The organism is Actinomycetes bacterium (assembly GCA_035506535.1).
Lineage (GTDB): Bacteria > Actinomycetota > Actinomycetes > DATJPE01 > DATJPE01 > DATJPE01.
Window position 1 is genome coordinate 21,749 of sequence record DATJPE010000073.1, and the last position, 18,397, is coordinate 40,145.

At 71.8% G+C, this 18,397-nt stretch carries 19 protein-coding genes; 5 read left to right on the top strand and 14 right to left on the bottom strand.

Going from position 1 to position 18,397, the window contains the following annotated elements; translation table 11 throughout:
• Positions 1 to 3: 3 nt before the first annotated feature.
• The 7 genes from VMI11_11500 to VMI11_11530 all read right to left on the bottom strand — a co-directional run bounded on the left by VMI11_11500 (position 4) and on the right by VMI11_11530 (position 5,557).
• The gene (locus VMI11_11500) at positions 4 to 909 is read right to left on the bottom strand and encodes a F0F1 ATP synthase subunit gamma (GenBank protein ID HTY73033.1); all 906 of its coding nucleotides are present in this window, start codon (positions 907 to 909) and stop codon (positions 4 to 6) included.
• Positions 910 to 912: 3 nt separating this feature from the next.
• Positions 913 to 2,607 (bottom strand): F0F1 ATP synthase subunit alpha, encoded by a 1,695-nt coding sequence (atpA, locus tag VMI11_11505; protein HTY73034.1) that lies wholly within the window; start codon positions 2,605 to 2,607, stop codon positions 913 to 915.
• Positions 2,608 to 2,652: 45 nt separating this feature from the next.
• Positions 2,653 to 3,471, bottom strand: a complete 819-nt coding sequence (locus tag VMI11_11510; protein ID HTY73035.1) for a F0F1 ATP synthase subunit delta — start codon at positions 3,469 to 3,471, stop codon at positions 2,653 to 2,655.
• Entirely contained in the window at positions 3,472 to 4,038 is a 567-nt protein-coding gene (locus tag VMI11_11515) for a F0F1 ATP synthase subunit B (protein ID HTY73036.1), read from the bottom strand.
• A gap of 8 nt (positions 4,039 to 4,046) precedes the next feature.
• The gene (locus VMI11_11520; protein ID HTY73037.1) at positions 4,047 to 4,310 is read right to left on the bottom strand and encodes a F0F1 ATP synthase subunit C; all 264 of its coding nucleotides are present in this window, start codon (positions 4,308 to 4,310) and stop codon (positions 4,047 to 4,049) included.
• Between the two features lie 123 nt (positions 4,311 to 4,433).
• Entirely contained in the window at positions 4,434 to 5,177 is a 744-nt protein-coding gene (atpB, locus tag VMI11_11525; GenBank protein HTY73038.1) for a F0F1 ATP synthase subunit A, read from the bottom strand.
• Positions 5,174 to 5,557: a hypothetical protein gene (locus VMI11_11530; protein ID HTY73039.1), complete on the bottom strand. Its 384-nt coding sequence runs from the start codon at positions 5,555 to 5,557 to the stop codon at positions 5,174 to 5,176. The genes atpB and VMI11_11530 overlap by 4 nt, the downstream gene beginning before the upstream one ends.
• A gap of 420 nt (positions 5,558 to 5,977) precedes the next feature.
• On the opposite strand from VMI11_11530, the gene VMI11_11535 reads away from it, so the two are divergent.
• Entirely contained in the window at positions 5,978 to 6,442 is a 465-nt protein-coding gene (locus VMI11_11535) for a DUF2550 domain-containing protein (protein ID HTY73040.1), read from the top strand.
• Here VMI11_11535 and VMI11_11540 read toward each other — a convergent pair.
• Positions 6,431 to 7,651 carry a hypothetical protein gene (locus VMI11_11540; protein HTY73041.1) on the bottom strand — a complete coding sequence of 407 codons (1,221 nt, stop codon included), beginning with the start codon at positions 7,649 to 7,651 and terminating at the stop codon, positions 6,431 to 6,433. The two genes, VMI11_11535 and VMI11_11540, sit on opposite strands and share 12 nt — an antisense overlap.
• Before the next feature lie 89 nt (positions 7,652 to 7,740).
• Here VMI11_11540 and VMI11_11545 point away from each other — a divergent pair, with 89 nt between their 5' ends.
• Positions 7,741 to 9,918: an alpha-galactosidase gene (locus VMI11_11545; GenBank protein HTY73042.1), complete on the top strand. Its 2,178-nt coding sequence runs from the start codon at positions 7,741 to 7,743 to the stop codon at positions 9,916 to 9,918.
• Here the strand turns inward: VMI11_11545 and VMI11_11550 are convergent.
• Entirely contained in the window at positions 9,915 to 10,520 is a 606-nt protein-coding gene (locus VMI11_11550) for a cob(I)yrinic acid a,c-diamide adenosyltransferase (protein ID HTY73043.1), read from the bottom strand. The two genes, VMI11_11545 and VMI11_11550, sit on opposite strands and share 4 nt — an antisense overlap.
• A gap of 44 nt (positions 10,521 to 10,564) precedes the next feature.
• On the opposite strand from VMI11_11550, the gene murA reads away from it, so the two are divergent.
• Entirely contained in the window at positions 10,565 to 11,836 is a 1,272-nt protein-coding gene (gene murA / locus VMI11_11555; GenBank protein HTY73044.1) for a UDP-N-acetylglucosamine 1-carboxyvinyltransferase, read from the top strand.
• An 11-nt stretch (positions 11,837 to 11,847) separates the two neighbouring features.
• Here the strand turns inward: murA and VMI11_11560 are convergent, their stop codons facing one another.
• Complete coding sequence (locus tag VMI11_11560) at positions 11,848 to 12,174, bottom strand: hypothetical protein (protein ID HTY73045.1); 327 nt, start codon at positions 12,172 to 12,174, stop codon at positions 11,848 to 11,850.
• A gap of 171 nt (positions 12,175 to 12,345) precedes the next feature.
• On the opposite strand from VMI11_11560, the gene VMI11_11565 reads away from it, so the two are divergent.
• Positions 12,346 to 12,681: an STAS domain-containing protein gene (locus VMI11_11565; GenBank protein HTY73046.1), complete on the top strand. Its 336-nt coding sequence runs from the start codon at positions 12,346 to 12,348 to the stop codon at positions 12,679 to 12,681.
• Positions 12,682 to 12,724: 43 nt separating this feature from the next.
• Here the strand turns inward: VMI11_11565 and VMI11_11570 are convergent, their stop codons facing one another.
• From VMI11_11570 to nucS, 3 genes are read right to left on the bottom strand one after another with little or no spacing between them, the layout of a single operon-like run.
• Positions 12,725 to 13,540: an ABC transporter permease gene (locus tag VMI11_11570; GenBank protein ID HTY73047.1), complete on the bottom strand. Its 816-nt coding sequence runs from the start codon at positions 13,538 to 13,540 to the stop codon at positions 12,725 to 12,727.
• The gene (locus VMI11_11575) at positions 13,537 to 14,400 is read right to left on the bottom strand and encodes an ABC transporter ATP-binding protein (GenBank protein HTY73048.1); all 864 of its coding nucleotides are present in this window, start codon (positions 14,398 to 14,400) and stop codon (positions 13,537 to 13,539) included. The genes VMI11_11570 and VMI11_11575 overlap by 4 nt, the downstream gene beginning before the upstream one ends.
• 51 nt (positions 14,401 to 14,451) lie before the next feature.
• Positions 14,452 to 15,126, bottom strand: coding sequence for an endonuclease NucS (gene nucS, locus VMI11_11580; protein ID HTY73049.1), 675 nt, complete (start codon positions 15,124 to 15,126; stop codon positions 14,452 to 14,454).
• A 136-nt stretch (positions 15,127 to 15,262) separates the two neighbouring features.
• Here nucS and VMI11_11585 point away from each other — a divergent pair, with 136 nt between their 5' ends.
• Complete coding sequence (locus VMI11_11585; protein HTY73050.1) at positions 15,263 to 16,909, top strand: GMC family oxidoreductase N-terminal domain-containing protein; 1,647 nt, start codon at positions 15,263 to 15,265, stop codon at positions 16,907 to 16,909.
• Here the strand turns inward: VMI11_11585 and VMI11_11590 are convergent.
• Entirely contained in the window at positions 16,860 to 18,341 is a 1,482-nt protein-coding gene (locus VMI11_11590) for an aldehyde dehydrogenase family protein (protein ID HTY73051.1), read from the bottom strand. The two genes, VMI11_11585 and VMI11_11590, sit on opposite strands and share 50 nt — an antisense overlap.
• Between the last annotated feature and the right edge of the window lie 56 nt (positions 18,342 to 18,397).

The following is an 18,397-nucleotide window of genomic DNA, read 5'->3' on the forward strand; positions in this document are numbered from 1 at the left end:
GTGTCAGCTCCCTGCCTCGACGAGGGCGTCGGCGCCCCCGACGATCTCGGATATCTCCTGGGTGATGGCGGCCTGGCGCGCGGCGTTGGCCTCGCGGGTCAGCGCCTTGATGAACTCCTCCGCGTTGTCGGTGGCGGCCTTCATCGCCCGCCGTCGCGCGGCCGACTCCGACGCTGCCGCCTCGAGCAGGGCCGCGAAGATCCGGCTCTCGGTATAGCGGGGGAGCAGGGCGTCGAGCACCTGCTCGGAGTCGGGCTCGAAATCGTAGAGCGGCAGCGGCCCCTCAGGCGGGGGCTCGGTCGTTTCCTCGACCACGAGGGGGAGCAGGCGACGCGCAGCGGGCCGCTGCACCAGTCCACTGATGTACTGCGTGTAGACGATGTGGACCTCGTCGACCCCCTCGGGGTCCTCGCCGCCCTTGATGAAGGCCTGGATGACCGCGTCCGCGACCGCCTTCGCCGCGGCGTACGTCGGCTGCTCGGAGAAGCCGGTCCATTCGCCCCACATCCGACGCTGGCGGAATCGGTGGAAGGCCACGCCCTTGCGGCCGACGAGGTAGGGCCGGGGTTCCTTGCCCTCCACGCGGAGGAGGGCGTTGAGGTCCTCGGTGGCGCGCAGGATGTTGGAGTTGTAGCCGCCCGCGAGCCCCCGGTCGCTGGTGACGATGATGACCGCGGCCGAACGTGGAGTCGGGCGGTCGACGACGAGGGGGTGGGTCAGCGACCCGCCCTGGCTCGCGACGGCGCTGATGACCCGGGTGATCTCTCGGGCATAGGGCGCTGCCGCTGCCGCGCGTGCCTGGGCGCGGGCGATCCGCGACGCGGCGATGAGCTCCATCGCGCGAGTGATCTTCTTGGTCGACTGGACCGAGCGGATGCGCCGGCGCAGGACCCTGATCTGAGCGGCCATGGCTCAGTGCGCGGCCGGCGGGTGGTGCGGCCGGTCGAGCTGGGCGGGCGAGGCGCCGGGGTCCGGCGGGCGCTGGTAGCGCTTGACCGTCTCCTGCCCCTCCTCGAAGTCCTCGCTCGGGTGCTCCTTCACCCAGTCGACCACCGGCTTGCCGTCGCTCGCGACGAACTGCTCCTTGAACGAGCGGATCGCACCCGTGAGCAGCTCGACGGTGTCGGAGCTGAGTGCACCGGTCGACGAGATGGCCGCGAAGATCCCGGCATGCTCCCGGCCGATGTAGTCGAGGAACTCGGTCTCGAACCGACGGATGTCCGCGACGGGGACGCTGTCGAGGTGGCCCGTGGTGCCGGCCCAGATGGACACCACCTGGTGCTCGACCGGGAACGGCGAGTACTGCGGCTGCTTGAGCAGCTCGACGAGGCGGGCGCCCCGCTCCAGTTGCGCGCGCGACGCGGCGTCCAGGTCGGAGCCGAAGGCGGAGAAGGCCTCGAGCTCCCGGTACTGCGCGAGGTCCAGCCGCAGCGACCCGGAGACGTCCCGCATCGCCTTGATCTTCGCCGAGTTGCCGACCCGGGACACCGAGATGCCGACGTTGATCGCCGGCCGGATGCCCTGGTTGAACAGGTCCGACTCGAGGAAGATCTGCCCGTCGGTGATGGAGATGACGTTGGTCGGGATGTACGCCGAGACGTCGTTGCCCTTCGTCTCGATGATCGGCAGGCCGGTCATCGAGCCGCCGCCGAGCTCGTCGGAGAGCTTGGCGCAGCGCTCCAGCAGCCTCGAGTGCAGGTAGAAGACGTCACCGGGGTAGGCCTCGCGGCCGGGCGGGCGGCGAAGCAGCAGCGAGATGGTGCGGTAGGCCTCGGCCTGCTTGGACAGGTCGTCGAAGACGATGAGGACGTGGTCGCCTGCATACATCCAGTGCTGGCCGATGGCCGAACCGGCGTAGGGGGCCAGGTACTTGAAGCCCGCCGGGTGCGACGCGGGGGCCGCGACGACGGTCGTGTACTCCATGGCGCCGGCGTCCTCGAGCTTGCCCACGGTCTCGGCGACGGTGGACGCCTTCTGGCCGATGGCGACGTAGACGCACTTGACCTGCTTGGTCCGGTCGCCGGTGTGCCAGTTGTCGCGCTGGGCGATGATCGCGTCGACGGCCACGGCCGTCTTGCCGGTCTGGCGGTCACCGATGATCAGCTGGCGCTGCCCGCGCCCCACGTTGGTCATCGAGTCCACGGCCTTGATGCCGGTCTGCAGCGGTTCCTTCACCGGTTGGCGCTGCACGACGGAGGGTGCCTGCAGCTCGAGCAGCCGGCGCTCGGTGGCGGCGATGTCGCCCTTGCCGTCCAGCGGTTCCCCCACCGTGTTGACGACGCGGCCGAGGAAGGCGTCGCCCACCGGTACTGACAGGACCTCACCGGTCCGGCGTACCTCCTGGCCCTCCTCGATGCCCTCGCTCTCGCCGAGGAGCACCACGCCGATCTCGCGGATGTCGAGGTTGAGGGCGACGCCGAGCACCCCGCCCTCGAACTCGAGCAGCTCGTTGGTCATGGCCGAATGGAGGCCCTCGACCCGCGCGATGCCGTCCCCGGCCTCGGTGACCCGGCCGACCTCTTCGCGGGCGCTGCCCGTCTGGAAGGACTCGACGTAGGTCTCGATCGCGCTGCGGATCTCCTCGGGACGGATCGTCAGCTCGGTCATCGCGGGTGTGTCCTTCGCGTGTCGTCGGTGTGGTTCATCGTGGTCTCAGCTCGTCAGGTCGCGCCGGACTTGGGCCAGGCGGCGGGCGACGCTGCCGTCGATGACCTCGTCACCGATCTGCACGACGACGCCGCCGACGACGTCCGGGTCGATCTCCACCTGCAGGCGTACGTCCTTGCCGAGGGAGCGGCCGATCGCGCTGACCAGCCGCTCCTTGAGCTCCTCGTCCATCGGGGCGGCGACGCGGACCACGGCGATCTCGCGCTGGCGCCGGCGGGCGGCCTCGTCGGCCAGCTCGTCCAGCGCGCGGCTGGGGGTACGTCCGCGCAGGGCGGCGACGACGCTCTCCACCAGCCGCGTCGTGATCGGGCTGGCCCGCTCGGAGAGCAGGCTGTGTGCCAGCGAGACCTTGTTCTCCGCCGGCAGCGTGGGGTTGGCGAAGGCGCTGGACAGGCCGGGTGCCCGCTCCACGATGCGGGCGAAGCGGAACAGCTCGTCCTCGACCTCGTCGAGGCTGCCGACCCTCGCGGCCTCCTCGAAGGCAGCCTGCGCCCCGAGCAGCTCGATCCCGTCGACCAGGTCATTCGCCGACGACCAGCGCAGGCCGACGACGGTGCGGAGCACGCCGAGGGCAGGTGCGCCCAGCCGGGGGCCGAACAGGGTGTCCACCAGCCGCACGCGCTGGGCGGGCTCCGTGCCCGCGTCGGACAGGGCCCGGGCCAGGCCCGTCTCGCGAGCGAGCAGGCGTGCGACGGAGAGCAGCTCGTCCGCGACGGTCGCGTCCGTGCTCTGCGTGGCCGCCACGAGCTCGGCGTCGAGGGTCTCCCGCGCCTGGGCAAGTGCCTGCCGGCTGGCTCCGCGCACTTAGCCGGTCACCGCCGGGGTGCCGTCCGAGGGCCGGTCGCCGGCATCGGCCTCCGACTCCAGGTCGGCGACGAACCGCTCGACGAGGCGCCGCTGCCTCGCCTCGTCCTGGAGGGACTCCCCGACGAGCTTGCCGGCCAGCTCGACGGCGATCTGGCCGACCTCCGTGCGCAGCTGGGAGACGATCTGCGCCCGCTCGGCCTCCATGCGGGTCCGCTCGCGGGCCGCCACCCGCTCGGCCTCCTCCTGGGCCTTCACCCGCAGCTCCTCGACGATCGACTGGCCCTGGGCGCGGGCCTCGTCGCGGATGCGCGCCGCGTCGGCGCGGGTCTGCAGCAGCGCCTCGCGGTACTCGGCCTCGGCCGCGTCGAGGCGCTGTTTGGCCTCGCGGCTCTCCTCGATCTGCTTGCGGATCATCTCCTGGCGGCCATCGATGGCCTTCCTGACCGGTGGCAGGACGTAGCGGTTCAGCAGCCACAGGATGATGAAGAACGCGAGGAGCTCGAAGAAGAACGTCGCGTTGGGCAGCAGGAAGTTGTTGGTCTCCGCCACCAGGTCGGCGCCCACGGGGAGACCTACTTGCCGAGGACGAAGACGAACAGCGCCATGAAGGCGAGGTTGATGAAGTACGCCGCCTCGACCAGACCGACGGTCAGGAAGAAGATCGTCTGCAGCCTGGCCTGGGCCTCCGGCTGCCGGGCGACGCCGGAGATCAAGGCGTTGCCGGCGACGCCGTCACCGATGGCCGCGCCGATGGCGCCGCCACCGAGCGCGAGGCCACCGGCGATCAACCCGCCCGCGGTCTTGATCGCCGATACGAGTTGAGGGTCTGCAGCCATCGTCTCCCCTTGGGTGGGTCTGGATCTCGGGTGGTTCTGAAACGGATCTTGGGCGGTGCGCGAGCATTATCCCGATAAAGCGGATCGTGGTGCACCCCAGTGGCGGACCACCAGGGCCAGAGGTCAGTGCGCCTCTTCCTTCGGTCCGATCGCGGTGCCGAAGTACAGGATGGTCAGCAGGGCGAAGATGAACGCCTGGATCAGCCCGATGAACAGGTCGAAGAGCTTCCACACCGTGTTGGGCAGCCACACCACATAGGCAGGCAGCAGCGTGAAGATGAGCAGCATCACGGTGCCGGCGAAGATGTTGCCGAAGAGCCGCAGCGCCAGCGTGAACGGCTTGATGATCTCCTCGAGCACGTTGATCGGGGCCAGGAAGGCGTACGGCTCCTTCAGGTGCGCCAGGTAGTGGCGCATGCCGCGCACGCGGATGCCGGTCACGATCGACCACACGCCGACGCTCAGGCCGAGCGCGTAGGTGAGGTTCACGTCCGCCGTGGGCGGAGGCAGGAACTCGGGATGGTGTCCGCTCGGGATGATCGAGAGCCAGTTGCAGGACAGGATGAACACGAAGATCGTGACGGCGAGGGGGACCACGAACGGCGCGCGCTCGCGCAGGTCCAGCCCGACCTGGTCCTCGACCTGGGTCACGATCGTCTCGAAGATCACCTGGAGCTTCCCAGGGACCTCGTGGCTGGCGCTGCGCGCGGTGAGGAGCCCGAGGACCACGACGATCGCCCCGGCGATGACGGTGGCCCACATCGTGTCGACGTTGAACGTCAGGCCCCACAGCTGCCGGGTGATGTGGTCGCCGACCTGGATGGTGGCCGTGGGCGGCGGAGTCAGGGCCGGCATCTGTCCGGTCATGCCCGCACCGCCTTGTACATCGCCACGGCAGCAAACCCAATCATGGTGAGCTGGAAGATAGCCAACCCGATGAGGATGCCGAAGCCCAAGGGGCGAATCAGGATCACGATCCCGAGGGTGACCAGCGTGATCAACGCCAGCCGCACCGCGCCGCTGGACAGGAAGTGCGTCTTCGTGCCCGGGCTGTCCACGAGGATCTCGAAGCGCCGCTGGACGGAGTCCTGGAGCATCCGCGCGTTCAGCATGCCCAGGCCGAGCCCGATGCAGACCCCGATGCCGCCGAGCGGCTGGCCGATGACGAAACCGATGATCAGGGCCACCACGCCGATCACGACGGCGGGCAGTACGGCTCGCCGCGTCTGCAGCGCGACCTCGCTCATCGCCTCGACAGGGTCCACGTCGGCCTCACCCGCCGGATGCTGGGGGGCGGCCGGCGCGTCCGGGTCGGGACGGTCTGGGGTCACTGGTTCAGATACCTGCGCACTTCCTTGCGTGTGGCAACCACGCCGAGAGCGGCGCCGGCCACCAAGCCCAACAACATGAAAAGAGGGACCGTGTGGAGGTGGCTGTCGAGCAGCCATCCCAGAGCGATCCCCAACAACCAACACGTCGCGTTGAACGCGCCGATCCCAGCCAGGACAAAGGGATTCGAGTCTTTCCCCATGGCACGTCCTCGACGCCCATCCCTGCTGCACGGCCACCCGTGAGATGGCCGGCCCCCGACCCAGGTGGGCCGAGGCCGGAACGCTAGCATAGGCCGCCCGGACGCGCCGTTCAGGCGCCGTTGGGCAGGGGGTGCGATGGGCAAGGAGGTCCTGTCCGTCGCGCTGGACTCTGTCGCCGTGATCGCCATCGTGGTCGCCGTCGTCATCGGGACGGGACTGGGCGCCCTCGCCCTGCGGCGCCGGTTGCTCACGCGTGCGGGGGGTGCCTTCACCTGCGCGCTTCGCCGGGGGCACGCCCGCGACCTCTCACCGCGCGGCTGGACCCTCGGCGTCGCCCGGTTCGCGGACGAGAGCATCGAGTGGTTTCGGGTGTTCAGCCTGTCCCCGAGGCCTCGACAGCGGTTGGACCGCAGGCGGCTGTCGATCGAGCACCGACGCACCCCCCACGGCATGGAGGCGTACGCCCTCCCGCACGACTCGATCGTCCTCGCCTGCGGCGACGGCGACGGGCCGGTCGACCTGGCCATGCCCCAGGCGGCCGCGACCGGACTGCTGGTCTGGCTGGAGGCCGTGCCGCCTGGGGCGCACTCATCGGTCTGACGGGTCGGTCCGCCAGCGGGCGAGCGCGTCCGTCGCCACATCCAGGTCGTCGAGGGGAGCCTCCTGGGCGATGGCCCAGGGCATCGTCTGGAGCCGGTCAACCCGGGTGTCCAGGACCGCGAGGGTCGCGAAGGTGCCGTTCGACGCAGAGAGCACGAGCCAGCGCGTGTCCGGTGTCCAGGCGGCCCCCAGGCCGGCGGCGGTCGTCGGGGTGCCTGTGATCGGAGTCACGTGCGTTCCATCGACGACGTACGCACGTACCGGACCGACCCTGCTCGGATAGACGAGAGCCACCTTGGCGGGATCGGCCGACACGCTGAGACCGATGCGGCGAGGGTCGATCCCTGTCGCCGTCCCCGGGACCGGGAGCGGCGACAGCACGCGACCGTTGGTCTCGACCCGCCGGAGCACCATCCCGCGGCGGTCGGACCGCCACTGGATCCACAGCAGGGCCCGTCCGACCAGGACCGGCGACCCGCCCGGGACCGGACCGAGGTCCCGGCGCGGGGTCGCATCCGCCGGGTCGAGCACGAGCAGCCGGTTCGGCTGAGCCGAACGGTCCAGAGCCACCAAGCCGTCCGCGTCCTCACCGAGGACTCGGTAGCGACCCGGCCACGGCCGCGACGAGACCTGGATCATGCCTTCGCGATAGCGAACCAGCTCCCCCTGGCTGACCACGAGCAGGGTGCTGTCCGTGCCAGCCACGGCGTAGGCCACCCCCGCGGTCCCGCCCAGCTGGCGCAGCCGCTGGCCGGGGTCGACCCACCAGACGCGGGGGACGCCGTGGTCGACCACATCCATCACGCGCGCCCACGAGACGCCGACCGGGACGAGCGAGTCGACGGCCCCGGCGCACTCGACGGGCCGGTCGACCACGCCGGTGGCCAGGTCGATGCTCAACAGTGGGCTGTGGCCGACGGCGAGGACGTCGAGGCCCACCGGTGAACCTGAGGTGGGAGCGGCGAAACTCGGCCAGTCGCCGCGATGCCTGCTCATGGCGGGCGTGGTCACGCGGTTCTCACACCCGGTCGCGATCACGGTTCCGGCCGAGGCAGATGGGGTCGGGGTCGACTGGCTCGACCGCGCCGGGGAGTGTGCGTCCACGACTCGCCAGGCGATGACGCCGGCGACCGTGACGCCGAGCAACGCCAGGGCGAGCCACCGGCCGCGGCCGGGGGCGGGTGCCGGTGAGCCGATCTCCTCGAGCACCCGTCCAGCATGCGCGCGGCCCTCCCGCCGTGCGGGGTCGGTTAGCCTCTGGCATCCCGTGACCTTGACCCAGGGTGGTGGCCGGCTCCATGAACGAGGATGTCCAGCCCGACACCGTGCACCTGCGGCGAGCGGGGACGAGTGTGGTGCTGCGGCTCGGCCCGACCGAGTTGCCGTGCGTCCTGCACTGGGGACCGGATCTCGGTGAGCTGAGCGCGACGGACCTCGGCGCCGTGGCCCAGGCCCTGCGACCGCCCTACCTCGACAGCGCGGTGAGCTCGCAGGCCGCCCTTGCCCTCTTGCCGCAGCACTCTTCGGGCTGGATCGGGCGCCCCGGTCTCCTTGGCAGCCGCGCGGGCCGTGACTGGTCGGTGGCCTTCGACGCCGTGACCCACGAGGTCCACGAAGCGGGGAGCGCCGAGTGGACCGACGGGCCCGCCGCGGCCGTGCGCCTGCGCAGCGTCGGGACCGACCGACCCGGCGCACTGACCGTCACCACCGAGCTGGAGCTGCTCGCCAGCGGGCTCCTGCGCGTCCGGGCGGCCGTACGCAATGACGGCGGGCAGCCGTACGAGGTCACCAGCGTCGACGTCGCGCTGCCGGTGCCCGCCGAGGCGGAGGAGCTGCTCGACATGGCGGGGCGGCACACCCACGAGCGGACGCCGCAACGACGGCCGTTCGGCTACGGCGCCTGGGTGCGCGAGTCGTGGGGAGGCCGGCCTGGCCTGGACTCGGCCACCATGCTCTGCGCGGGGCGACCCGGATTCGGCTTCCGCTCCGGCCGGGTGTGGGGGGTCCATCTCGCCTACAGCGGCAACCAGGTGCTCAGTGCCGAGCGGTCGGCCACCGGGTGGCGGCTGCTGCGTGGCGGCGAGCTGCTGCTGCCAGGAGAGGTCCGCCTGGCCCCTGGCGAGACCTACCAGGGGCCGTGGCTGGTCGCATCGTGGGGCGAGGGCCTGGACGCCCTCGCCGGCCGAGTCCATCGCCACCTCCGTGCCCGTCCGCAACACCCCCGGCGGCCGCGCCCGGTCCTCATCAACACGTGGGAGGCGGTCTACTTCAAGCACGACGTGTCCCGGCTCCTCGCCCTCGCCGAGGTCGCCGCCGGGATCGGCGTCGAGCGCTTCGTCCTGGACGACGGGTGGTTCCGCCACCGCCGCAGCGACCACGCCGGTCTGGGCGACTGGGTGGTCGACGAGCACGTGTACCCGAACGGCCTCGGGCCGGTTGCCGACCGCGTGCACGAGCTGGGCATGGAGTTCGGGCTCTGGTTCGAGCCGGAGATGGTCAACCTGGACTCCGACCTGGCGCGAGCGCACCCGGACTGGATCTTCGCGACGAACCACGGTCCCGGCCTGCCCTCGCGCTACCAGCACGTTCTCGACCTCGGCCACCCGGACGCGTACGCGTTCGTGCTCGAGCGGATGGCGGCCCTTGTGGAGCAGTACGACATCGCCTACATCAAGTGGGACCACAACCGAAGCCTCATCGACGCGGGCCACCAGCCGGACGGGACGCCCGGGGTCCGGCGACAGGTCGGCGCCGTCTATGCGCTCATGGCCGCGCTGAAGGCGCGGCACCCGGGCCTCGAGATCGAGTCGTGCGCAGGCGGCGGCGGGCGTATCGACCTCGGGATCATGGACTACGCCGACCGGATCTGGCCGTCGGACAGCATCGACTCCCTCGAGCGGCAACGGATGATGCGCTGGGGTTCCCTGATTCTCCCGCCGGAGCTCGTCGGGACCCACGTGGGCTCCGCGCCCGACCACAGCACGGGGCGCACCCACACCCTTCGGCTGCGCGCGGGCACCGCCATCTTCGGCCACCTAGGCATCGAGTGGGACCTCACCCGCGTGCCGCAGGATGAGCTGGCGGCCCTCGCCCGGTGGGTGGAGCTGCACAAGCAGCTGCGCCCACTGCTGCACAGCGGCGAGGTCGTCCACGCCGACCAGCTCGACCCGGCGCTGCTCCTCGAGGGCGTCGTGGCCCAGGACGGTTCGGATGCCCTGTACCGCCTCGTCGCCATCGACCTCGGGCTCACCTGGCCACCCGGCCGGATCACGCTTCCGGGGCTGGACCCGCGGCGGCTCTACCGGGTCACCCAGCAGCCGCCGGGGACGAGCGGCTCGCCACCCGAGCACGCGCCGGGGTGGCTGGTCGAGGGCGTCACCCTGCCCGGCAGCGTGCTCGGCACGGTCGGCATCCAGTCGCCGCTGCTCGCCGCGGAGGACCTGCTGCTGATCCGCGCCCAGGCGGTCTCCGGCTAACCGGCGGGCTGGGCCGTGGCTCCCCTCGCCCCGGGGCGCCACAGGACGTCACCCGGACCGCCGACGGTGGCGCTGTTGGCCTCACGCGCCAGGATGAACAGCAGGTCCGAAAGACGGTTGAGGTAGCGCGCCGTGAGGGGGTTCATCGACGCTTCGTGCTGCGCCAGCGCAGCCCACGTGGCGCGTTCTGCGCGACGGACCACCGTTCGGGCGACGTGCAGCGCGGCCGCGGTCGGCGTACCCCCCGGCAGCACGAAGGACCGCAGCTTCTCCAGCCGCTCGTTGTGCTCGTCGCAGGCCGTCTCGAGCGCGTCGACGTACTCCTGGGTGACCCGCAGGGGTGGGACGGCCGGGTCGGCCACGACGGGCGTGCACAGGTCCGCCCCGACGTCGAACAGGTCGTTCTGCACCTGGTGGAGCACCTCGGCGATCGACGTCGGGGCTCGCCCGAGCGAGAGTGCGTAGCCGATCGCGCTGTTCGCCTCATCGACATCGGCGTAGGCCCGCAGCCGCAGGTCGTTCTTGTCGGTGCGGCTCATGTCGCCGAGAGAGGTCGTCCCGTCGTCGCCAGTCCGTGTGTAGATGCGGGTCAGATTCACCATGTCGCCAGCGTAGGGGGCGACCGAGTGACCCTTACGATTCCGGCGTGGATCGGTTCCGGGTCGTCGGGGGAGCGCGTCTGGCCGGTGAGGTGGCCGTGACCGGGGCCAAGAACAGCGCCCTGAAGCTCATGGCGGCCGCGCTTCTCGCCCCGGGCACCACGGTCCTGACTCGGGTACCCGACATCCTCGACGTCGAGATCATGGCCGAGCTCCTCCGGCGCCTGGGTTGCACCGTCGGCCACGACCCGGCGACGGGGACGGTACGTGTCGACGTGCCGGAGAAGATCGACCACCGGGCCGACTACGACCTGGTCCGCCGGATGCGCGCCTCGATCAACGTGCTCGGCCCGCTCGTGACGCGCAGCGGGGCCGCGGAGGTGGCCCTCCCGGGTGGGGACGCCATCGGCTCGCGCCCCCTGGACTTCCACGTCGCTGGGCTGGCGCGCATGGGAGCGGTGGTCGACAGCGAGCACGGCTTCATCGTGGCCCGGGCACCGGACGGCCTCGTCGGCGCGCCGATCTACCTCGACTTCCCCAGTGTGGGGGCGACCGAGAACCTGCTCATGGCGGCGACGCTCGCCCACGGCACGACCGTCATCGACAACGCCGCGCGGGAACCGGAGATCGTCGACCTGGCGCGGATGCTCCAGCAGATGGGCGCCCAGATCGACGGGGTTGGCACCTCGACCCTGGAGGTCCAAGGAGTCGACGCCCTCACCCCGGTCGCCCACGAAGTGGTCCCTGACCGCATGCTCGCCGGTACCTATGCCTTCGCGGCCGCGATGACCCGTGGTGACGTAACCGTGCGCGCCGCCAGGGCGGAGCACCTCGAGCTGCCCCTGGAGAAGCTGACCCAGACCGGGGCGCACGTCGAGCGGCTCGCGGACGGGTTCCGCGTCGCCATGGACCGCCGGCCGCGGGCCATCGACGTGGTGACGCTGCCCTATCCGGGGTTCCCGACCGACCTCCAGCCGATCGTGCTCGCCCTCAACGCCGTCGCCGAGGGCGCGGCGATGGTGACGGAGAACGTCTTCGAGGCGCGGTTCATGTTCGTGGACGAGCTGGTCCGCCTCGGTGCCGACGTACGGACCGACGGCCACCACGCGGTCGTGCGCGGCAAGGAGCGGCTGTCGGCGGCGCCGGTGCGCGCGACCGACATCCGCGCGGGCGCCGGGCTGGTGGTGGCGGCGCTGTGCGCCGAGGGGGAGACGACGGTGAGCGACGCCTTCCACGTCGACCGCGGCTACCCGGGGTTCGTGGAGGCCCTGCGCGCGCTCGGGGCCGAGGTCTCCCGCGAACCCGACCCCTTCGCCTGACCCGGCCGGCTTCAGCTGTTGCGGGCGAGCACCCGCTCCGCGCGGGCCTGGTCGGCGGGGAAGACCAGGACGCGGGGTCCGTCCTCGGTCATCGCGAGCGTGGCGCGCAGGCCGGCCTCCTCCAGGCGGCGCCGGATGATTTCGCCCTCGATGTAGCTGCCGGGCGCGGCGACCGGCACGAGCAAGCCGTAGTCGTCGGGCCGCCCCGGCCGGCTGGGGCGGGCGATCAGCGAGCCGCCCGGGCTGAAGGCCCAGCGCAGGACGAGGGCCAGCGCGACGATCACCAGCACGATCACCGCCGGCCCGAGGGCGTACGTCAGATCACCCCAGGAGCCCACGGCACAAGTCTGGCCGCCGGCGGCTCCGGCCACCACCCGGCGGGGATGGTGGGCCCGTCGACCGCGTGTCGCGAGGGCCTGGCGACCGGGACGCCGTACCGTCCCACGTCACGGTCCACGGCGCCTTCCCCCGTCACGGCCCTGTGGCGGCGCCCGGCCGAGGAGGTCCCCATGCCCCTGCGCGCCGACTACGTGATGCCCGCCCGCCTCGACGTGACCACCGGCGCGCACGTTCGCGAGGCACTGTCCATCGCCCTCGATGCCGCGCTCGACGACGTCGTCGTCGACTGCAGCGAGCTGGAGGTGCTCGACGCCGTCGGGCTCGGGGTCATCGTCGCCACCCACCGCCGCGCGGTGTCCCGGGATCGCCGGCTGGTCCTGCTCGGCGTACGTCCGCCGGTGCTGCGCCTGCTGGCCGTGACGCGCCTGCACCGGGTGCTGCACGTCAAGCGCGGGTCCATCGGCGCGAGCTCGCTGCTCGCCGCCGATGTCGCCTCCATGGCCTGACGGCCCCCACCGACTGCGCGGAGTCGGCGAGGCTGGTCCCGCGTCAGTCCTCTCCGCGGCGCTGCCAGCGGAAGGTGCGGACGCACAGCACCGCGCCGATCACACCCCAGATCACCAGCACGAGGAAGACCAGCGGCAGCTGCCAGGAGCCGGACACCTCCTGGCTCTGGAAGCTCGAGGGCAGGAACACCGAGCGCATCCCCTGGGTCAGCCACTTCAGCGGGAAGATCGCCGCCACGTGCTGCATCCAGCTCGGCAGCTGGTCGTACTGGAAGAACACCCCGGAGATGAACTGCAGCACGAGCACGATCGGCGTGACGATCGCGGGCGCCGACTCGGCGTCGCGGGGCACGGAGGAGAAGGCGATCCCCAGCAGCGCGCAGGTGAACCCGCCCAGCGCCCACAGCCAGGCGAGGGTGATCCAGCCCTTGGCGGAGGGGACGTCGAGCCCGAAGGCCGCGATGCCGATGATCATGAGCAGCGCGATCTGGAGCGCCGAGATCGTGGCAACCAGGAGGAACTTCCCCGCGAAGTACGACGGCTTGGGCATCGGCGAGCCGGACAGGCGTTTGAGGCCGCCGTTGTCGCGCTCGATGCCCACCCCGATGGCCAGGGCCTGGAACCCGCTGTTGACCAGGCCCGAGGCGATCATCCCGGCGGCGAAGTACTGGCTGTACGTCACCCCGGGCGCGATGTCCTTGTTGAACACCGAGCCGAAGATGACCAGCAGCAGGACGGGGAGCCCGATGGTGAAGACGACCGACTCGCGCTGCCGGAGGAACCGCTTGGTCTCGATCACCCAGCGACCCATGGCGATGCCGGCGGCGGTCGGCATCGATGCCGCGGTGGGTGCGCTCACGACGCCTCCTCCCCGTGGAAGGGCCGGATCATCGTGAGGTAGGTGTCCTCGAGGCTCGGGCGGGACACGGTCAGCCCGGGGATCTCCCCGCCGTAGCGTGCGGCCAGCTCCGCGACCAGCTTGGTCGGCTCCTCGGTGTCCACCGTCCGCGGCGCGCCGTCCTCCAGCCAGCTCACCCTGGCCTCGGCCTCGGCCCGCCCGCCGAGGGTCTCCGGAGTCGCGACCTCGAGGATGCGGCCGGCCGCGATGACCGCCACCCGGTCGGCCAGGTGCTCCGCCTCGTCGAGGTAGTGCGTGGTCAGCAGGATCGTGGTGCCCTCGGCGCGCAGGCTGTCGATGAGGTCCCAGAACTGCCGTCGTGCCTGGGGGTCGAAGCCGGTCGTCGGCTCGTCCATGAAGATGAGCTCGGGACGGCCCAGGATGCCCAGGGCGACGTCGACCCTGCGCCGCTGACCCCCGGAGAGGTTCGCGGTACGGCTGGCCCGCTTGTCGGCGAGCCCCACGGCGTCGATCACCTCCTCGGGGTTGCGCGGGTTGGCGTAGAAGCTCGCGAAGTGGTGCACGATCTCGGTGACCGTGAGCTGCTGGAGGTCGCCGTTGCCTTGCAGCACGATGCCCAGCCGCGCCCGCCAGGCCCGCGTCGGCGCCGCGGGGTCGTGGCCCAGTACCGAGACGGTGCCCTCGTCCCGGTGGCGGTAGCCCTCGAGGATCTCCACCGTCGTGGTCTTGCCCGCGCCGTTCGGCCCCAGGAGGGCGAAGATCTCACCGCGGCGCACGTCGAGGTCCACCCCGTCGACGGCGCGGAAGTCGCCGTAGCTACGGACCAGGCCGCGGACGCTGATCGCGAGCTCATCGTCCACGGCTCTCGACCCTCTCACACCTCGTCGACGGTTCGATCCGCCCCGGAGGCGTCAGAACAACCGCGCGCTCGGGTCGTCGAGCCCGCGGAGCGCGTCGTAGTCGATGCTGACGCAGCCGATGCCACGATCGGTCGCGAGGACCCGGGCCTGCGGCTTGATCTCCTGGGCCGCGAGGACGCCGCGGACGGGGGCGAGCAACGGGTCGCGGTTGAGCAGCTCGAGGTAGCGGGTCAGCTGCTCCACACCGTCGATCTCGCCCCGACGCTTGACCTCGACGGCGACCGCTCCTCCCGCGGCGTCTCGGCAGAGGAGGTCGACCGGCCCGATCGGCGTGGGGTACTCGCGACGGACCAGGCGCCAGCCGGTGCCGAAGGTCTCCACGTGCTCGGCCAGCAGCTCCTGCAGGTGTGCCTCCACACCGTCCTTGGTCAGGCCCGGGTCCGTCCCGAGGTCGTGGGTGGCGTCGTGCAGGACTTCCTCCACCGTGACGACCAGCCGCTCGTCCGCGCGGTTGGTGACCGTCCAGGTGCCTGTCCCGGCAGCGTCGACCTCCTGACGCAGCGTGCAGGGCGGGCTCATCCAGTTCAGCGGCTTGTACGAACCGCCGTCGGCGTGCACGAGGACCGAGCCGTCGGCCTTCACCATGAGCAGCCGTACGGCGCTCGGCAGGTGCGCCTGCAGGCGTCCGGCGTACTCCACGCTGCAGCGGGCCACGACCAGACGCACTCCGGCACGCTAACCGACCCACCCCCTTCCGGATGAACGCGGCGTTGTTGCGGACCTATTGGAGGAATGCCGCGTTCATTCGGAAGGGATCGGGTGGGCGCAGCCATGCCGGGGCCACGCGCGCTAGGTTGCGGCCATGTACGACGTCATCGTGGTGGGGGCGGGCAGCGCCGGCTGCGTCCTCGCCGGGCGCCTCACCGAGGACGCCGGCGCGAAGGTGCTCCTGCTCGAGGCGGGCGGGCCGGACGACGACCAGCGCATCACCATCCCGGCCGCGTTCTCCCAGCTGTTCCGGACCACCTACGACTGGTCGTACTCGACGACCCCGCAGGCGCACCTGGACGGGCGTCGGCTCGAATGGCCGCGTGGTCGGGTCGTCGGCGGGTCGTCGTCGATCAACGCCATGCTGTACGTGCGTGGCAACCCGCTGGACTACGACACCTGGCGTGACGTCCACGGCTGCACCGGGTGGGGCTACGCCGATCTCCTGCCGTACTTCCGCAAGGCCGAGGACAACGCCCGTGGCCCCTCGGACTACCACGGGGTCGGGGGTCCGCTGCGGGTCGAGGACCAACGCTCTCCGCACCCGCTCACCCGCGCGTTCCTGCGCGCCGCCATCGCCGAGGGGCTGCCGCTCAACGACGACGTCAACGGCCCCGAGCAGGACGGGGTCGGCCTCTACCAGGTGACGCAGCGGCGCGGGCGGCGCTGGTCCGCGGCGAGCGCGTACCTGCGCCCCACGCCCCCCGGCCTCGACCTCGTGACCGGCGCGCTGGTGACCCGGGTGCTGTTCAACCACGTGCAGGCGGTGGGCGTCGAGTACGTCCGCGAGGGGCAGTCGCACCACGTCTACGCCGACGAGATCGTGCTGGCCGGAGGGGCGGTCAACAGCCCTCAGCTGCTCATGCTCTCCGGCGTGGGGCCGGCCGAGCACCTGCGGGAGCACGGCATCGGCGTGGTCGCCGACCTGCCGGGAGTCGGCGCCAACCTGCAGGACCACCTGGCGGCGGGCGCGATCTGGCGGACCACCGGGACGAGCGACCTCTACGACCACGAGAACGCGCTGCGTCTCGCGCAGTGGCAGCTCTTCGGCCGTGGCCCGCTGACCTCGCCGGTGGCCGAGGGTGCGGCCTTCGTGCGCACGAGGGCAGGGCTCCCGGCTCCGGACCTGCAGCTGCACGTCGCGCCGGTCGGCTTCGTCGACAACGCGCGCGGGGAACCGCGCTACCGCGGCTTCACCATCGGGGCCACGCTCGTGAGCGTGGCGGCGCGGGGCTCCCTGCGCCTGGCCGGTCCCGACCCGCGGTGGGCGCCGCTGATCGACCCGGCGTACCTGAGCGAGCGGGCCGACCTCGACACCCTGCTCGCCGGTGTGCAGCTCGCGCAGCGCATCGCGGCGAAGTCGCCGCTGCGGGAGATGCTCGCCGAGGAGGTGCTGCCGGGCGGGGAGGCCGAGGACGAGGGGGCCGTCGCGGCGGCGGTCCGCCAGTTCGCGCAGACCCTCTACCACCCGGTGGGGACGTGCGCGATGGGCGCCGGGCGAGACGCCGTGGTCGACCCGTCGTGCCGGGTCCGCGGGCTCGACGGCCTTCGGGTGGTCGACGCGTCGGTGATGCCGACCGTGCCGCGCGGGAACACGAACGCGCCGACGATCGCCGTGGCCGAGCGGGCGGCCGATCTCATCAGGGGCCGCGAGCCGCTCGCGAGCGAGCCGGGCCGCACGGCGACCGTGATCACCCTCGCCGACGTGGCCGCCGCCCGTGCAGCAGCGTCGTCGCCTTGAGCACCAGGGCGAGGTGCTCAGGCTTGCGGTCGAAGGTGGTCAACGGGACCGGGACCGAGAACAGCTGACGGGTGATCGCCTTGGGGCGGGTGAACTCGCGCAGCCCGTCCTCGCCGTGCACGCGGCCGAACCCGGAGTCACCGACGCCGCCGAAGGGCAGGCCAGGCACGAAGGCGAAGCTCCACACCGAGTTGACCGCGGTCATCCCCGAGCGCATCCGTCGGGCGAGCTCGACGCCACGGGTGCGCGAGAAGACGGCGCCGCCCAGGCCGTAGCGCGAGGCGTTGGCGCGGTCGACCGCCTCCTCGGCGTCGCGGACCCGGGTGATGGTCAGGGTCGGGCCGAAGGTCTCGTCGGTCACCGCGAGGCAGTCCTCGGGCGCGTCCTCGATCACGATCGGCCCGGCGAGGCGGTCGCGCACCCCCTCGAGGGAGCCGATCCGGAGCCGGCCGCCCCGCCCGAGCGCGTCCGCGACGTGCTCGCGGACGACCGACGCCTGCCGGGCCAAGGTCAGTGGCCCGTACGCCGCCTGCGGGTCCGACCCCGGTCGCAGGGCGGTGACCCTGGCCAGCAGACGCTCGACGAAGGCGTCGTACACCGACTGGTGGACGTAGGCGCGCTCGATGCCGATGCAGGCCTGGCCGGCGTTGGCGAAGGCACCCCATGCCGCCTGGTCGGCCGCAGCGTCGAGGTCGGCGTCGGCGTCGACGATGAGCGCGTCCTTGCCGCCGCACTCCAGCAGGACGGGGGTGAGCGTCTCGGCGCAGGTGGCCATGACCGTCTTCGCGGTCGCCGTCGACCCGGTGAAAGCGATCTTGTCGACCCCTGAGCGGCACAGTGCGGTGCCGGTAGACCCGTCACCGGTGACCAGCTGCAGCACGGGCTGCTCGGGCACGACCTCGCCGAAGGTCCGAACCAGCCACGACCCGACGGCGGGGGTGAGCTCCGAGGGCTTGAACACCACCGCGTTCCCGGCTGCGAGGGCGTAGACGATCGACCCCATCGGCGTGAACACCGGGAAGTTCCACGGCCCGATCACGCCGATGACGCCGAGCGGGAGGTACTCCAGCGTCGCGGCTTGGTTGATCATGAGCAGCGAACGGCGCACGTGGCGTCGGCGAAGCACCCGGGCCGCGTTGCGGGCGGCCCAGTCCATGTGGTCGACGCAGGCGAGGATCTCCAGCTGCGCGTCCGCCAGCGGCTTGCCGTTCTCCCGGTGCACCAGCTGGGCCAGCTCGTCCAGTCGGCGCACCACGACGCCCTTCCAGGCGAGCAGGCGCGCCCGGCGCTCCTCGGCGCCGATGTCCTCCCACCACCGGGCCGCGACCCTTGCCCGGTCGACGACCTCCGCCACGGAGGCCGCGTCGTGGACAGGGAAGACCTCGATGGCCTGCTCGGTCGCGGGGTCGTAGGTCGTCAGCACGCTCGTCATGGCGCTCCTCACCTCGGAAGGACAGTCTGCGACACTCCAGCGACGTCGTCACGGGA

Excerpts from the sequence above, each read along its gene's own strand:
- atpB (HTY73038.1), bottom strand. The coding sequence starts at position 5,177 with ATGACCGGACAGATGCCGGCCCTGACTCCGCCGCCCACGGCCACCATC.
- VMI11_11535 (HTY73040.1), top strand. The coding sequence starts at position 5,978 with ATGGGCAAGGAGGTCCTGTCCGTCGCGCTGGACTCTGTCGCCGTGATC.
- VMI11_11500 (HTY73033.1), bottom strand. The coding sequence starts at position 909 with ATGGCCGCTCAGATCAGGGTCCTGCGCCGGCGCATCCGCTCGGTCCAG.
- VMI11_11550 (HTY73043.1), bottom strand. The coding sequence starts at position 10,520 with ATGGTGAATCTGACCCGCATCTACACACGGACTGGCGACGACGGGACG.
- VMI11_11585 (HTY73050.1), top strand. The coding sequence starts at position 15,263 with ATGTACGACGTCATCGTGGTGGGGGCGGGCAGCGCCGGCTGCGTCCTC.
- VMI11_11590 (HTY73051.1), bottom strand. The coding sequence starts at position 18,341 with ATGACGAGCGTGCTGACGACCTACGACCCCGCGACCGAGCAGGCCATC.
- VMI11_11520 (HTY73037.1), bottom strand. The coding sequence starts at position 4,310 with ATGGCTGCAGACCCTCAACTCGTATCGGCGATCAAGACCGCGGGCGGG.
- VMI11_11530 (HTY73039.1), bottom strand. The coding sequence starts at position 5,557 with ATGAGCGAGGTCGCGCTGCAGACGCGGCGAGCCGTACTGCCCGCCGTC.
- atpA (HTY73034.1), bottom strand. The coding sequence starts at position 2,607 with ATGACCGAGCTGACGATCCGTCCCGAGGAGATCCGCAGCGCGATCGAG.
- VMI11_11545 (HTY73042.1), top strand. The coding sequence starts at position 7,741 with ATGAACGAGGATGTCCAGCCCGACACCGTGCACCTGCGGCGAGCGGGG.
- VMI11_11565 (HTY73046.1), top strand. The coding sequence starts at position 12,346 with ATGCCCCTGCGCGCCGACTACGTGATGCCCGCCCGCCTCGACGTGACC.